This is a genomic window from Ruegeria sp. AO1 (assembly GCF_056535985.1).
Map to the genome: position 1 here is coordinate 2,484,723 of NZ_JBQFJC010000001.1, position 14,694 is coordinate 2,499,416.

Annotated in this window: 15 protein-coding genes; 3 read left to right on the plus strand and 12 right to left on the minus strand. The window is 60.1% G+C overall.

The genetic code is table 11. The features are described from left to right. The first annotated feature begins 78 nt into the window (after nt 1-78). Entirely contained in the window at nt 79-792 is a 714-nt protein-coding gene (locus tag ACR3FB_RS12275; protein ID WP_425083888.1) for a CDP-alcohol phosphatidyltransferase family protein, read from the plus strand. Here the strand turns inward: ACR3FB_RS12275 and ACR3FB_RS12280 are convergent. The 7 genes from ACR3FB_RS12280 to ACR3FB_RS12310 all read right to left on the minus strand — a co-directional run bounded on the left by ACR3FB_RS12280 (nt 777) and on the right by ACR3FB_RS12310 (nt 8,664). Continuing rightward, on the minus strand, nt 777-1,244 hold the full coding sequence (locus ACR3FB_RS12280; protein ID WP_170377775.1) for a hypothetical protein: 468 nt from the start codon (nt 1,242-1,244) through the stop codon (nt 777-779). The genes ACR3FB_RS12275 and ACR3FB_RS12280 overlap by 16 nt on opposite strands. Nucleotides 1,245-1,320: 76 nt before the next feature. Then, on the minus strand, nt 1,321-1,776 hold the full coding sequence (locus ACR3FB_RS12285; RefSeq protein ID WP_425083991.1) for a methylated-DNA--[protein]-cysteine S-methyltransferase: 456 nt from the start codon (nt 1,774-1,776) through the stop codon (nt 1,321-1,323). A 139-nt stretch (nt 1,777-1,915) separates the two neighbouring features. Continuing rightward, entirely contained in the window at nt 1,916-4,828 is a 2,913-nt protein-coding gene (gene ileS / locus ACR3FB_RS12290) for an isoleucine--tRNA ligase (RefSeq protein ID WP_480563522.1), read from the minus strand. 216 nt (nt 4,829-5,044) lie between these two features. Continuing rightward, a complete protein-coding gene (locus ACR3FB_RS12295) occupies nt 5,045-5,755 on the minus strand; it encodes a VIT1/CCC1 transporter family protein (RefSeq protein ID WP_480563519.1) in 711 nt (236 codons plus the stop codon). A gap of 59 nt (nt 5,756-5,814) precedes the next feature. Beyond that, a complete protein-coding gene (locus ACR3FB_RS12300; RefSeq protein ID WP_480563517.1) occupies nt 5,815-6,804 on the minus strand; it encodes a YcjF family protein in 990 nt (329 codons plus the stop codon). Beyond that, nucleotides 6,797-7,252, minus strand: coding sequence for a GNAT family N-acetyltransferase (locus ACR3FB_RS12305; protein ID WP_170640432.1), 456 nt, complete (start codon nt 7,250-7,252; stop codon nt 6,797-6,799). Before ACR3FB_RS12305 ends, ACR3FB_RS12300 begins: the two co-directional genes overlap by 8 nt. After that, a complete protein-coding gene (locus tag ACR3FB_RS12310) occupies nt 7,249-8,664 on the minus strand; it encodes a YcjX family GTP-binding protein (RefSeq protein WP_480563515.1) in 1,416 nt (471 codons plus the stop codon). The genes ACR3FB_RS12305 and ACR3FB_RS12310 overlap by 4 nt, the downstream gene beginning before the upstream one ends. Before the next feature lie 107 nt (nt 8,665-8,771). On the opposite strand from ACR3FB_RS12310, the gene truA reads away from it, so the two are divergent. Further along, nucleotides 8,772-9,536, plus strand: a complete 765-nt coding sequence (gene truA, locus ACR3FB_RS12315; protein WP_480563513.1) for a tRNA pseudouridine(38-40) synthase TruA — start codon at nt 8,772-8,774, stop codon at nt 9,534-9,536. A 6-nt stretch (nt 9,537-9,542) separates the two neighbouring features. Here the strand turns inward: truA and ACR3FB_RS12320 are convergent, their stop codons facing one another. From ACR3FB_RS12320 to ACR3FB_RS12335, 4 genes are read right to left on the minus strand one after another with little or no spacing between them, the layout of a single operon-like run. Beyond that, complete coding sequence (locus ACR3FB_RS12320; RefSeq protein WP_480563511.1) at nt 9,543-10,505, minus strand: nickel/cobalt transporter; 963 nt, start codon at nt 10,503-10,505, stop codon at nt 9,543-9,545. Next, nucleotides 10,490-11,272, minus strand: coding sequence for a DUF1007 family protein (locus ACR3FB_RS12325; RefSeq protein WP_480565663.1), 783 nt, complete (start codon nt 11,270-11,272; stop codon nt 10,490-10,492). The genes ACR3FB_RS12320 and ACR3FB_RS12325 overlap by 16 nt, the downstream gene beginning before the upstream one ends. Further along, a complete protein-coding gene (locus ACR3FB_RS12330; RefSeq protein ID WP_480563507.1) occupies nt 11,211-12,014 on the minus strand; it encodes a thioesterase family protein in 804 nt (267 codons plus the stop codon). The genes ACR3FB_RS12325 and ACR3FB_RS12330 overlap by 62 nt, the downstream gene beginning before the upstream one ends. Nucleotides 12,015-12,022: 8 nt before the next feature. Next, nucleotides 12,023-13,258 (minus strand): acyl-CoA dehydrogenase family protein, encoded by a 1,236-nt coding sequence (locus ACR3FB_RS12335; RefSeq protein WP_480563505.1) that lies wholly within the window; start codon nt 13,256-13,258, stop codon nt 12,023-12,025. A 126-nt stretch (nt 13,259-13,384) separates the two neighbouring features. Here ACR3FB_RS12335 and ACR3FB_RS12340 point away from each other — a divergent pair, with 126 nt between their 5' ends. Then, complete coding sequence (locus ACR3FB_RS12340; RefSeq protein ID WP_480563502.1) at nt 13,385-14,320, plus strand: 2-hydroxyacid dehydrogenase; 936 nt, start codon at nt 13,385-13,387, stop codon at nt 14,318-14,320. Nucleotides 14,321-14,326: 6 nt separating this feature from the next. Here the strand turns inward: ACR3FB_RS12340 and ACR3FB_RS12345 are convergent, their stop codons facing one another. Next, a complete protein-coding gene (locus ACR3FB_RS12345) occupies nt 14,327-14,677 on the minus strand; it encodes a hypothetical protein (protein ID WP_480563500.1) in 351 nt (116 codons plus the stop codon). Nucleotides 14,678-14,694 lie beyond the last annotated feature (17 nt).

A 14,694-nucleotide genomic window follows, 5' to 3' on the forward strand; every position in this document is an offset into this window, starting at 1 on the left:
CACGGCATCCTCAATGTCCTTGCAACCAAACTGTCTTTTTGCTTTGCATCTGCCCCCCACATCCTTCATGACACGGGCATGACACTTAGATTCAAAGCGCTTGCCGTTCATCTTTTCACCGCAACCGGAGCCGTTTTCGCCATGCTCGCCATGCTGGCGGCCGTGGATGAAAAATGGAGCCTGATGTATCTGTGGCTTGTTGTGTCCTTCATCGTCGACGGCATCGACGGCCCCTTGGCCCGCCACTATCACGTCAAGAAGAACGCGCCCGAGTTTGATGGTGTCCTGTTGGACCTGATCATCGACTACCTGACCTATGTGTTCATACCAGCCTATGCGCTGTTCAAATCCGGCTTGATGGATGGCTGGACCGGATGGTTTGCGATCATCGTCATCACATTCGCCAGCGCCATGTACTTTGCCGACACACGGATGAAGACCAAGGATAACTCATTCTCCGGCTTCCCCGGATGCTGGAACATGTTCGTCATCGTGATCTTCGCGCTCGAACCGAACTTTTGGGTCAGCCTCATTCTGGTAACCCTTCTGGCCGTCGCAATGTTTCTGCCCCTGAAATTCGTCCACCCCGTCCGCACCGAACGCTGGCGCAACGTGACCCTGCCCATGGCACTGGCCTGGACCTTCTTTGCAGGATGGGCGGCCTGGGTTGATTTCCACCCGGAAAGCTGGGCGCATTGGGGGCTGGTTGTGACCAGCCTGTATCTGGTTTTCGCAGGCATTGCGCAGCAGATCATTCCGCAACGCAAAAGCGCGGATTACAAAACGTCCTGAACCTCAAACTCAGTCCCGTTATGGGTGAAGACGTCGCCCGCTTGCAGGCCAATCATGGCCAGATAAATCGGGCTCTGGGTTGAGATACCCATATAGGTCTTGCCGTCCACGTCGAACCGAGTGGTCGAGACGCAGACAACAAAACGGCGATTGTTGAACTTGATGACCGCGCCAGGCTGAACGGTATCGGTGATACCGAAATTGGTGTTCTCGATCACGTCGATCTTGGCATGATGCGCATGCACCGGCGCGTCAAACGCCGCAGCAAGGTCCGCATTCTCGCGCGACGCGGCGATATCATCCTTGTCATGCCCTTCTCGGTCATCCAGTTGGGCATCTTTCAAAAAGGCGTCGTAATGCGCCTGGGCCGTGGCCAGTTCCTGCGCCTCCAGAGACATCAGACGGTCAATAATGGCTTTCTTTTCTGCGGCGCGTTCTGCTTGGTCGGTCATTCAATGGGATCCTTCGAACTCTCCTTTTGAAACAAGGTGAGGCTCGAGACGTTGGAATGCAACAGGTTTTCACCGATCAGATCAACAGACCCGCCGCCTTTTCGTGCAGCAAAAGGGCCACTTTGGTCTCAACGCCGCCATCGCCCGAGAACCCGCCTAACCCATTGGCCGCAAGAACACGATGGCACGGAATGATGACAGGGATCGGATTCGCCCCACAGGCCTGCCCCACCGGCTGAGGCGGCTGGCCCAGTTCCTTTGCGATATCCCCATAAGTGCGGGTTTCGCCGAGCGGGATCGCATACATCAAATCACAGACCTGCCGCTGAAACTCGGACCCCGAGATATGATAGGGCAGATCAAACCGCTCAAGCCGCCCGTCATCATAGGCCTTCAACTGTGCCGCCGCTTCACGCAACAAAGGTGTCTCGGGCCCGTCGCTCACGCCGTCCCAGACAAGACGCGTAATCGCCCCGTCCTGTTCCTCAACCCCAAGACACCCAAACTGGGTCTGTACTGCAATCATCGGCATGACCGAAGGCTGCCAGTCTTTGCAGGCAAAGCGCAACCCTTATCGCGCCGCGCCCACCTCTTCTTCTGTTCAAAAATACCTCGGAGCGCGAGGCAGAGCCTCGCAAAAAGACTCCGCCCACCGCACTCAAGTAGGTAATTCAGCTCAGTGCTTCATCACAGCGCCCACAGACGCCCGCATGACTATGCCGTCCCACGTCGGGCAGAATCTTCCAGCAGCGTTGGCATTTGTCGCCTTCCGCCTTCTCAAAAACCACACCGACGCCCTCAATCTCGGGCACGCGGAAGGCTTCGGCCGGGGCCGGGTTCTTGGAGACCGTCAAGCCCGACGTGATGCAAAGATCGTCCACATCAAAACTCGCCAACAGCGCAATAGTATCCTGATCTTCGACATGCACGATCGGAGCGGCCTCAAGGCTGGATCCGATCACCTTGTCCTGACGCTGAACCTCTAGCGCTGCGGTCACGGCGCGGCGTACGCGACGAACCTTTGCAACGGCTTCTTCCAACTCGGCATCACGCCAATCCGCCGGTGTCTCCGGGAAATCTACCAGATGGACCGAGCTGTCGTCGCCTGGGAACCGCTCCAACCAGACCTCTTCCATGGTGAAGACCAGAACCGGCGCCAGCCATGTGGTCAGGCGGTGGAACAGGATATCCAGAACGGTACGGGCCGCACGGCGGCGCAGGCTATCGCCGTCGCAATACAGCGCGTCCTTGCGGACGTCGAAGTAGAAGGATGACAAATCAACCGTAGCAAAGGTGAAGACCGCGCTGAACACGCCCTGGAAATCGAACTCTGAATAGCCTTTGCGGACCTGCTCATCCAGATCGGCCAGGCGGCTGAGGACCCAACGCTCCAGACGCGGCATATCCTCTGGGGCGACCCGGTCGGCCTCGGTGAAGTCAGCCAAAGATCCCAGCATGAACCGCATGGTGTTGCGCAGACGGCGGTAGCTGTCGGCGGTGCCCTTCAGGATTTCCGGCCCGATCCGCTGGTCGGCGGTGTAGTCGGTCTGAGCGACCCACAGACGCAGGATATCGGCGCCGTATTGCTTGACGACCTCTTCCGGCACGATGGTGTTGCCCAGAGATTTGGACATCTTGTTGCCCTTGGCGTCCAGCGTGAAGCCATGGGTCACCACGTTGCGGTAGGGCGCACGGCCTTTGGTGCCGCAGGCCTGCAGCATCGACGAATGGAACCAACCGCGGTGCTGGTCGGTGCCTTCCATGTAGACATCGGCGATGCCATCTTCGGTGCCGTCCTCACGGTCGCGCAGAACGAAGGCATGGGTGGACCCAGAGTCGAACCACACGTCCAACACGTCGAAGACCTGATCGTAGTCATCCGGATTGGCGATGCCGTCGAGGATCTTCTCTTTGAACCCGTCGGTGTACCAGATATCCGCGCCGTCTTTCTCGAACGCCGCCTTGATGCGCGCGTTCAGATCGGCATTGCGCAGCAGGTAATCCGCGTCGGTTGGCAAAGCACCCTTCTTGGTAAAGCAGGTCAGCGGCACACCCCAGGCGCGCTGACGCGACAGAACCCAATCCGGGCGCGCCTCGATCATCGAATACAGGCGGTTACGACCGGTCTGCGGCGTCCATTTCACCAGTTCATCAATTGATCGCAGGGCGCGTTCGCGGATGGTGTCGCCCATCTCGCCCATGCCGTCGTCCAGCTTGCGGTCAACGGATGCAAACCACTGCGGCGTGTTGCGATAGATGATCGGCGCTTTCGAGCGCCACGAATGCGGATAGCTGTGCTTGATCTTGCCACGCGCCAGCAGTCCGCCGACATCGACCAGCTTGTCAATGACGGCTTTGTTCGCGTCACCCTCGCCACCCTTGCGCGACAGGATGTATTTGCCACCAAAGAACGGCAGATCGGCGCGGAACGAGCCGTCGTCCATCACGTTATAAGTGATGACCTGCTCGAGCATGCCCAGATCGCGGTAGAGCTCAAATTCCTCCATACCGTGCGACGGTGCACAGTGGACGAAACCGGTCCCTTCGGTATCGGTCACGAACTCAGCGGCGCGGAAGTCGCGGATGTCATCCCATTCGCCATTGCCGCCTTCGGCCCCGGCCAGCGGGTGTGTCAGTTGCACACCTGCCAGCTCATCACCGGTCACATCGCGGACACGCGTCCACTGGTCGTCATTCAGACGCGCACGGCCCAGCACGTCGGCGGCCAGATTGTCAGCCAGCAGGAATTTGTCACCCGCAGCGGCCCAGCATTCCTCGGGCGCGCCGGTGACTTCGTAGAGACCGTATGAGATGTCCTTGCCATAGACGACCGCCTTGTTAGACGGCATGGTCCAGGGGGTCGTGGTCCAGATTACAACAAATGCGTTATCCAAATCGCCCGCATTCACGACCTTGAACTTCACCCAGATGGTGAAGCTTTCCTTATCGTGATACTCGACCTCGGCCTCGGCCAGCGCGGTCTTCTCGATGGGCGACCACATAACGGGTTTTGAGCCCTGATAGAGCGTACCGTTCATCAAGAACTTCATGAACTCATCCGCAATCACGGCCTCGGCATGGTAGTCCATGGTGATGTAGGGATCCGGCCAGTTGCCGGTGATGCCCAGGCGCTTGAACTCTTCGCGCTGGATGTCGATCCAGCCTTCAGCGAACTTGCGGCACTCCTGACGGAAGTCGACGATGTTCACCTCGTCCTTGTTCTTACCCTTCTTGCGGTACTGCTCTTCGATCTTCCATTCGATGGGCAGACCGTGGCAGTCCCAACCGGGCACATAGCGCGCGTCGAAACCCATCATCTGATGCGATCGCACGATCATGTCCTTGATCGTCTTGTTCAGCGCGTGGCCGATATGCAGGTGACCGTTCGCGTAGGGTGGGCCGTCATGCAGGGTGAAAGGCTTACGGCCTTCTTTCTCGCGCAGGCGGTCGTAGACGCCGATCTTTTCCCAACGCTCCAGCCATGCGGGTTCGCGCTTGGGCAATCCGGCGCGCATGGGGAATTCAGTCTTGGGCAGGTTCAGCGTGTCTTTGTAGTCAGGTGTCTGGATCGTGTCGGCGCACATTTGGGGCGTCCTTTGGATGATCTGGTCGTACTAGGATCGAAGCGGTCGGTGCGAAGTCTCAAACACCTTTGCCCGGCGTCTCAGAGGGTCAGAGCGCCGGGGATATAATTCGAATAATGATGGCCATCCGGTCATACATGGGGGCGCTTATAAGCCGCCCATGCCCGATGGTCCAGAGGCTCCGACCCATGCGACGAATGGCGCTACATCATCGGGCTAAGGGTGAAACAACGACCCCACGAAATAGGCAATCATAGCCGCCGCACCGCCGATGGCAAACGTCTCAAGCCCCGAGCGCCACCACGGGGTCAGCGACCACCGGCTTTTCAGCGCTCCGATGGCGAAAAACACCCCCATGGTCATGCAGACGGAGACAGTTAAAGCGTTGTCCAGAGCCAGCAGAAACGGCAGCAAAGGAACCATTCCGGCCACAAGAAAGGCCAGAAACGTGGCCATCGCAGCCTTCACCGGATGAGGATCTACGCTGCCAAGCCCGTATTCGCCCTCAATCATCAGGTTGATCCAGTTTTCGCGGTCCGCGGTGATAGCCTCTGTCGCATCCTCCAGCACCTGCCCAGACAAACCTTTCTGCGCAAGGATCTCGCGCACCTCATCGCGTTCGCCATCTGGGTAGAGCGCGATATGACGCTGTTCGATGGCTCGAATGCGTTTAATATTGTCCAGTTCGGCCTTGGTGCCTGAATAGTTGCCGACTGCCATTGAAAACCCGTCGGCCAACACATTTGCCAAGCCCAGAGCGACAATTACGAACGAGGACAACCCAGCACCTGCAACACCAGCAACGATCGCGAATGTGGTGACCGACCCGTCGATGCCTCCGTACACGATGTCACGCAAAACGCCCCGCCCGGGCGGGTCGCTAATTCTCTGTTCGATTTCCTGCTGGCTGTGACCGTGATCTGTCATGGCTCGCTTTCTGTCACATTCACTGTGACGAATGGCGTGCCATACCGCTTTGCGTCAGATCAAGTCTTACTGAACAGCCCCTGCAACGCCCTTTTGATCATCGTTCGGACCGACGGCTTGTGACGATCCGAGAAAGGCAAAGGTCGACACACCTCCATCGCGGCCACTCCGACTCGGGCGCTGAGGGCACCGTTCACCAACCCTTCGCCAAAGCGTCGCGACAGTTTACTGAGGACCGATCCACCCAGAACAGGCTCCAGCAGATCGTCGCCGACGGCCACCGCACCGGTCGCCACGAGATGCACGAAAACGGCGCGCGTCAGGCGCCAGCTTCCCAGAAACCCGGCCCGCCCACCATAAATCTCGGCCACCCGCCGGATCATTCGCAACGAGGCCGCAAGGGCCGTGACCACATCCGCAAGGGCCAGGGGCACCAAGGCCGTGACCGTGGCCACCTGCCGGGCTGCTGCCTCAACCTCGCGACTGGCGGCGGCGTCCAAGGGGGCCAGCAGTTCATCCTCGGCCAAGGTCAGCAGGCCAGAGGCGTCGAATTGTTCTGACATACGTTCGGACAGCCGATCACGGCCCCATTTGGTCTCATCCCGGCCCTTGTAGAATGCAATCAAGCGGGTTGTGACCGCCCGCGCTTTGGTCAGATCGGCATCCGCCAAGGCCTCATCCGCTGCGCGGCGCAATCCGTCAACGCGGGACAGGCGGCCAATTGCAGCCAGTTCCCGGACGGCGATGATCAGCGCAACAAGGACCAAAGCTCCGATCAAACCGGTGACAACCCAGCCCAGAATGGGCGCGCGTGCAATCAGCGAGGTCGCGAAATCCCATGCGGCGACCGAAATTGCAGCCCCGACTACCGCCAGCGCCAACCCCCAGAACCAACGCGCCAAGGCCGAGGGTTTGCGGGCGGCAAATCGCGCCGCGCTTTGCATGGCCTGCCTTTGAGGTACCGCCAGATCGGGCACCGGAGGGGCCTTGGCCACGTCAGCGGCGGGTTCGTCTGCTTCGAGATCGATCAGAACCGGGCCTTTAGCCATTCGCTGCCCCTTCACTACGCCAGACATATTTGATGTCAGGCAGGTTTTCATCGTTGTCCGCCCCGTCGCTTCGGGCGACCTCGGCAAAGCCGTTGCGTTCATAGAACCTGCACGCGCCGGTGTTGGCCTGAAATGCAAACAGCGTCAGCCGCGAGTGCTGCGCCTTCGCATGATCGAGCAACCGCTTGCCGATCCCCTGCCCGCGCGCAGCAGGCGTTAAATACAGTGAATGTACATCCGTTCCGTTCAGGGCCAAAAATCCAACCACTGAGTCCGAAACCTCGGCAACGGTAACCCAGCTTTGATCAATCATACGGCCGCAAAATGCGATGGTTTCGGCGCCGCTGTGGAGATCGGGCATCCAGTCATTCTCGCGCGAAAACCCGTGCAAGATCTCTCCGGTTGCACCGGCATCGGTGCTGCGGGCGGGGCGGATGGTAACGGTCACAGCCGGTCTCCGATCAGAAACTGCGCGGCCCTGTCCAGCCGGATATGCGGCGGACCGTCGCCCGCGCGCAGCGTCAACTGGGCCGGAGCGAAGGACATGAAACCATAGTCATCGCCAAGCCAAGCCTCGGCCCCGTTCCGGGCCGGGCCGAGCAGATGGGATGGATCATCCGGCAGCTCTCCGGGGTAGAAGGCGGCTTGTTTGCCACTGTCCAGCAAGGTGCCCCGAACGCAGGGCAGCTCGGTTCCGTTATGGCTGCGCATCTCTTCCGTCGTCGCGCGCAGAGAGGCCAGCGACAGGGCCGCCGTTTCAGCGCCAGCGAAGCTCGCCCGATCCCGCGCCTCACGGGTCAGTGCCTCCATGATCGCGGTCAGGCGCGGGTGTTGCGTGTGGTGCAGGTGGTCGGCTTTGGTGGCCGCAAACAGAATGCGTTCAACCCGTTTGCCCAGCAACAACTGGCTGAGCCACGCGTTGCGCCCCGGACGGAAGGCCGAGAGGATATCGCCCATGGCGCGGCGCATATCCTCGACCGCTTGCGGGCCTTTGTGGATTGCGCCCAACGCATCGACCAGCACAACCTGACGGTCGATGCGTGAGAAATGATCGCGGAAGAAGGGCTTCACCACTTGGGACTTATAAGCCTCGTAGCGCCGCTCCATCTCGCGCTGCAGGGTGCGACGGCGCGAGGGGTCGGAGACTGGCAAAGGCGCAAAAGTCAGAACCGGAGAGCCTGCCAGATCGCCCGGCAACAAAAAACGACCCGGCGTGCAGTCGTAGAAACCAGCATCCCGCGCGGTGTTCAGATAGGTCGCGAACGCAGCGGCCAGAGCTTGCGCGATAGGCTCATCATGTTCCGCTGTCAGATCGGTGACACGGGCTTGCGCCAGAAACTCGGCCGCCTCGGGACGGTTTTCGATGCGCGACAGCGTCTCCTGCGACCAGTCCGCGTAGGATTTGTCCAGCAGCGCGAGGTCCAGAAGCCACTCGCCGGGATAGTCCACGATGTCCAGATGAACGGTGCGCGGTCCCTGAAGCCCTGCCAGCAATCCGGCCGGTCGCGCCTTGAACGATAGGCGCAGCTCGGACACGGCGCGTGTGCTTTCGGGCCAGTGCGTTTGTGGGCCTGTGAGGTCGGAGAGGTGAGATTCGTAGTCGAACCGAGGGACCGTGTCGTCTGGCTGCGGTTGCAAGTAGGCCGCGTTGATGCGCCCCTCTTGCTGCGCGACAAGGCCGCTCATGCGGCCCCGGTCCAGCAGGTTTGCCACCAGCGACGTGATGAAAACCGTCTTGCCGGAGCGCGCCAGACCGGTGACGCCCAGACGGATGACAGGCTCGAAAAACGTCTCGGACACGCTGTCGCCGATGGATTCGACGCCGCGCACAAGACTGTCTGCCAGGGATGAGATGACCAAATTGTCGCCCCGCAATAATCGTTTCGCCCAAGATAGGTAGCCGCTGCCGGACATGCCAGCGCTTTCGCCCCCTTGCCCGTTCGCGCGCCGCGCGCTACCAGCGGCCCATGCCCAGATATGCTTTGAAAGTCGAATACCAAGGGGAGCCGTTTGCCGGATGGCAACGCCAGAAAGAGCTGCCCTCGGTGCAAGGGGCCATTGAGCACGCCCTGTCCCGCATCCAGCCGGGCGATCACACCATTGCCGCCGCCGGGCGCACCGATGCGGGTGTGCATGCGCTGGGGCAAGTGGCGCATTGCGATCTGGTCAAGGAGTGGAATCCGTTCCGCCTGTCCGAGGCGTTGAACTATCACCTCAAGCCGCAGCCGGTGGCGATTGTTCAGGCTGCGCGGGTCGCTGATGACTGGCACGCGCGCTTTACGGCGGTTGAACGTCAATACCTGTTCCGCATCCTGATGCGCCGCGCGCCTGCGACCCATGACAAAGGGCAGGTTTGGCAGATCAATCATCAGCTGGATGTCGAGGCCATGCAGGCGGGTGCGGATATGTTGATCGGGCGGCATGATTTCACCACTTTCCGATCCTCGATCTGTCAGGCGGCCAGCCCTGTGAAAACTCTGGATGAGTTGCGGGTGGAGCAGGTGCAGGGTTTCTCCGGACCCGAGGTGCATTTTCACGTTCGGGCGCGGTCATTCCTGCACAATCAGGTGCGCAGCTTTGTAGGAACGCTTGAACGTGTTGGCGCGGGGTCGTGGTCACCCGAGGATGTGCGCGACGCGCTAGAGGCCGAAGATCGCGCCGCCTGCGGGCCGGTTTGCCCGCCGCAAGGGCTGTATCTGGCACGGGTCGGTTACCCTGATCCGGTTTTCTAGATCGCTTTAAATCGCGCGCAACAACAGGCCGCTGGCAATCACGACAATCACTAGCCCTGCCACCAGTTCGATGGTCGGGGCCAGTATCGACGCAAATCGCATGGCCGAGGCCGAGGCAAGCAAACCGCCCCGCAGGCCAAAGGATGTCCAGCCGACCAGCGTTGTGACAGTCGCGGTGCCCAGCGCCATCGCGAAAGCTCCGGCAATTCCGACCATGGCGATTCCCATCTGCCAGGTCAGGATCAGCACGAACAATGCCCCGGTACAGGGGCGCGCAGCGATGCCCGCGATCAGCACGAGCGCCTCACGCAGTGACCCGACATTGGCGACCTCTTCCGCGCTGGGGCCATGGCGATGGCCGCAATCCGAGCAGACCTCATCATGGTGATGATGATGGTGGTGCTCGTGTTCCTCATGGTGGTGTTCGTGGTGATGCTCATGGTCGTGAGAATGCCCATGCGCGGCATCGCTGCGGGACCGTCGCGCGAAACTGCGCATCCCGCGAAAAACCAGCCACAAACCAATGGCCGCGATGGCCGCATAGCTGATTGGCGCCATAACCTGCTCTGTCGTGCCCACCAGTGTCTCACGTGACAACTGGAATATCAGAACCCCGGCATAGACCAGAACAACTGCTGTTAAGGCCTGCCCGAGGCTCGACAGCACGCTGATCGCCGACAAGCGCCAGAAGGCGACCTGACGGCCCAGACCGTAGCCTCCGATCAGGACCTTACCGTGCCCTGGGCCGATGGCATGAAAGAACCCGTAGGCGAAACAAACGGTTAGCAGTGTTGCCACCGCCTGAGGTTGTTCGGCGCGGGCCGCCCGAAGGGCACGCGCGATCTGGTTCTGGAATTCGCGTTGTTCGCCAGCCGCCCAAGCAGCTAGGCTGTCAAACCCGCCGCTGCCCCAGAACCACAAAAGCAGGCCACAGGCGATAGCGACGGGAACAATCAGGTATTTGGACATGAAATCAAAATCTCGGTCGCATAGCTTTCGCCGACCAGCGGGATATCGTTTTCCTCAAGGTCGTATTCTGCATCCAGGGTCAGGAGAAAGGCCTGCATCTGCGCCAATTGGCCGTCGATATCCGGATCAATCCGTTCGAGCAGACAAGTCGCCGGGCCGGACACGGTGACCGGACGGGTGACGTCGTAGGCGGTGTAATAGGTTTCATCGAAGGCTTTTGCCGAAATCGCTTCGGCCGGGACAGATCCGCCTTCGACAGCGCGCAGATGGGTGGTGACGATGCGACCATCTTCGGTCGTGGCATGCGGCTCCAACGGGCCAGACAAGGCAACCGGGGCACCGCTGGCGGTCACAACCAGATCACCGTTATAGCCTTCCATCCATTGCGCATCAAAACCGGTCAGGAACTGCTGCTCACTTTCGGTCAGCGCGCCGTCACCATCCTGATCCAACCTCATGTCCTCCAACTGCAGCAGGGAGAACAGCTCATCATAGGCCCAGGTCACGCGGACATGGGTTAGTTGTCCAGCCTCGTCCACGATGAACTCCAACCCCGTGTCAATGAAGACATGCGGGTGGGCCAAGGCCGGGATCGGCAGGCAGCAGGTCAGGAATGGGAACAACCATCGCATAAGGGCAAGATAGGCGTCGAAGTACGCATCGGCAATGCGATTTCCGGTCTCGATGCAGAAACTGGCCGACCGATCACTTGGGCGGGAACAGAACAATCGTTTGTAGGGCCGTTCCGACAGGCCCCTGCCTGTCATGCAGCACCGACTGAGACATCCCGATCCCTGAGGGCTGCCAATGTGAAATTGATTGCGAGGCCAACCAGTCCGAGGTGGGCTCCCGGTGGATGTTGATGGTCAGATCGGTGTTCATGAACCCCATCTCTGCCGTTGGGGCATTCCATGAGATTCCATTGCCGCAATCCCCCAAGGCACAGAGCGATTGGATGGGGGATTGCACCTCGCCCTCCAACAGGTTCGGGGTCCGCATCCACACGGTTTTCGGTCCTACGCCGTGCCTGTCCCCCGCCCCGTATCTAATGTCGCTATAGTGCGCAAAACCGGGCAGGTCATGGCGTAGCTCTCCGATCGGGAAAGGGCCTTCGACCGCATCTTCGAAGCGCAATGGCCGCGTTTTGACATTGGGCACAACGCCCAAGTCCCGACGCACTAAATGCATCGTGGTTGCGGTTGCGCAAAGGGTATCATCCAGATCATGCACAGTCACTCGTGTGGTCGCGAGCGTTCTGGTATGGCGCGTAGTCTCAGCCGCCACGCGCAGCCCGGCAAGGGGCAAAGGGCGCAGCAGATCCACGGTCAAGCGAGTCAGCATCTTCTCGGGCCCGATCTCGGTTTCAGCCGCGCGCACGATCAGGCCGCTCACCGGACCTGCGTGACAATGCTCCGCCGACCAAGGACCACGCGCCGGGTCATTGCCGACAAAAGCCCCGTCCTCTCGCTGATGAAAATAGGAGAGATCTTCGAAATCATAGGTAGCCATCCTGGGCGTCAGACCTTTTCTTGAGTGTATTTCCTAAGCTCCGCACGCGCGACCTGACGGCGATGAACCGCGTCCGGCCCATCGGCGAGGCGCAATGTGCGGACATGGGTCCAAGCATTGGCCAGCGGGGTATCCTGACTGATCCCCTGCGCTCCGAACATCTGCACTGCCTCGTCAATCACTTTCAAAGCGACCTGAGGCGCGATCACCTTGATCTGGCTGATCCATGGCGCCGCCGCCCGCGCGTCACCCTGATCCATGTACCACGCTGCTTTCAGGCACAGCAGGCGGGCCATTTCAATCTCCATCCGGCATTCGGCGATGATGTCGTAATTAGCCCCAAGCTGCGCCAGCTTCTTACCGAACGCCTCACGCTGCAGCGACCGTTTGCACATCTGCTCAAGCGCGCTTTCGGCCTGCCCGATCGCGCGCATGCAGTGGTGAATGCGACCCGGTCCCAACCGACCTTGCGCGATTTCGAACCCGCGCCCTTCACCAAGCAGGATGTTTTCGGCGGGGATGCGGACGTTGGTGAACCGGATGTGCATATGCCCATGGGGTGCATCGTCGTGGCCATAGACTTCCATCGGCCGCAGGACCTCGATCCCTGGTGCATCAGCTGGCACCACAACCATGGACTGGCGCTGATGCTTCGCCTGATCCGCGCTCCCTGTTTTGACCATCACGATGTAAACCTTACAGCGTGGATCGCCCGCACCCGAGGACCACCATTTCTCACCATTGAGAACATAGTCATCCCCATCCCGCACACAGGACATAGACACATTTGTCGCGTCAGAAGAGGCCACGTCCGGCTCGGTCATCAAATAGGCCGAGCGAATCTGGCCTTCGAGCAGAGGCGTCAGCCACTGCTCTTTCATCTTCTCGGTGCCGTAGCGCTCGAACACCTCCATGTTTCCGGTGTCGGGCGCCGAGCAGTTGAATACCTCGGCCCCAAGGGGTGTCTTACCCATCTCTTCGGCGAAATAAGCGTATTCGACCGTTGTCAGACCAAAGCCCTTTTCGCTGTCGGTCAGCCAAAAATTCCAAAGCCCGGCGGCCTTGGCCTTGGCTTTCAACCCCTCAAGGATTTCCGCCTGACGGTCCGTGTACTGCCAACGGTCTCCCTTGCCGATTTCGGCCTGATATTCCTCTTCCAGCGGCATGATCTCATCGCGGATCATATCTGCGACACGCTGCAAAAGGGCGCGGTTTTCCTCGCGCAGACCGAATGACATGTTCATGAACGCTCCTCCGTTGCCCATCGGTTCGGGCTTTACCTTCGCTTGAAGAATGGCTTAGCTGCCCGGACCCTGTCCAGTTCCGTGACGGAACGTCACCTCCATCTATTTCCAATACATGAGGCACCCATGGCACTTTTGATCGAAACCGGCCTGTCCAACTGGATCAGCGATGCGGATTTGGCCAAAGAGGTTCTGCACCAGTCGCCCGACGCTGATGTCCGCACCCCGGACACGATCGGGAATCCGACTGAAATCACCATGGTGGCGGTCAGCACACTACAGGATGCGCATATTGAGCGCCTGCCCAACCTCAAACTGGTGCAGAAACTGGGCGCTGGCGTGGAAACCATCGTCGGCAATCCCAAATTGCCCGATCATATCCGCGTCGCACGCCTGAGGCCGGACGCCCCGGCACAAGAAATCGCCGAGTGGTTTCTGGCCCATATCCTGCGCGCCCAGCGCCATTTGGGAGACTACGAAGCCGCCCAGCGCCGGTCCGAATGGTCCCCCAATGCGCCGCGCATCACGTCAGAGACAAAGGTCGGTGTACTCGGGCTTGGTACGATCGGCACGCGCACGGCCCTCATGCTGAAAGGCCTTGGCTTCCAGGTCATGGGATGGAGCCGGTCACCCAAGCAAATTGACGGCGTGACCTGCCTGCACGGTCAGGATGCCCTGCCTGAACTGCTTGGTCAGTGCGACTACGTCTGCGCCATCTTACCCTCGACCCCGCAAACCGTTGGACTGTTTGGTGCCGACATATTGGCGGCGATGAAGCCCGGCAGCCATCTGCTGAACGCAGGGCGCGGCGATCTGATTGACGAGACCGCATTGATCGCTGCATTGGACGCAGGCACACCCGGCCATGCCGTTCTGGACGTCACCTCTCAGGAGCCTTTACCGCAGGACAGTCCTCTTTGGCAGCATCCCGGCGTGACGATCACGCCCCATGTCTCGGGCTGGCATCTGGGGGATGCACTTGCAGACGTGGCCAGGAATTTCGAACGGCTATCCTCGGGCAAGCCGCTGCTGCATGAGATCGACCGAGGCAGGGGCTATTGAAGCGAATCAGGGTGTCAGCAACCAGTTCCCGTTGGCGTCCTTGCACCGGCGCGTTCGAATCTGCCGGTTCTGCTCTTCTCCGCCGGGTTCAACGGAATGCTGCAACGAGACACAGTTCCCCTGTACCGCAGCGATACGCACGGTGCCTTTCGAACCTGTTGCATCGTTGGTCCATGCGCGTTCTTGCCCAACGGACGGAGCACCGCTGGTCAACAACGCGGTCGAGGCTGCGCTCAACACTTCGAAATCCTGCGGGCTGAGGCCCGTTTCCGCAATAATCCGTGACAGAGGTTTGGCCTGAACCGCCCCAACTGTCAGAACTACAGCTGCCAAAACCAAAGAAATCCGGGCTTTCATCTGTGCCTCACATGACT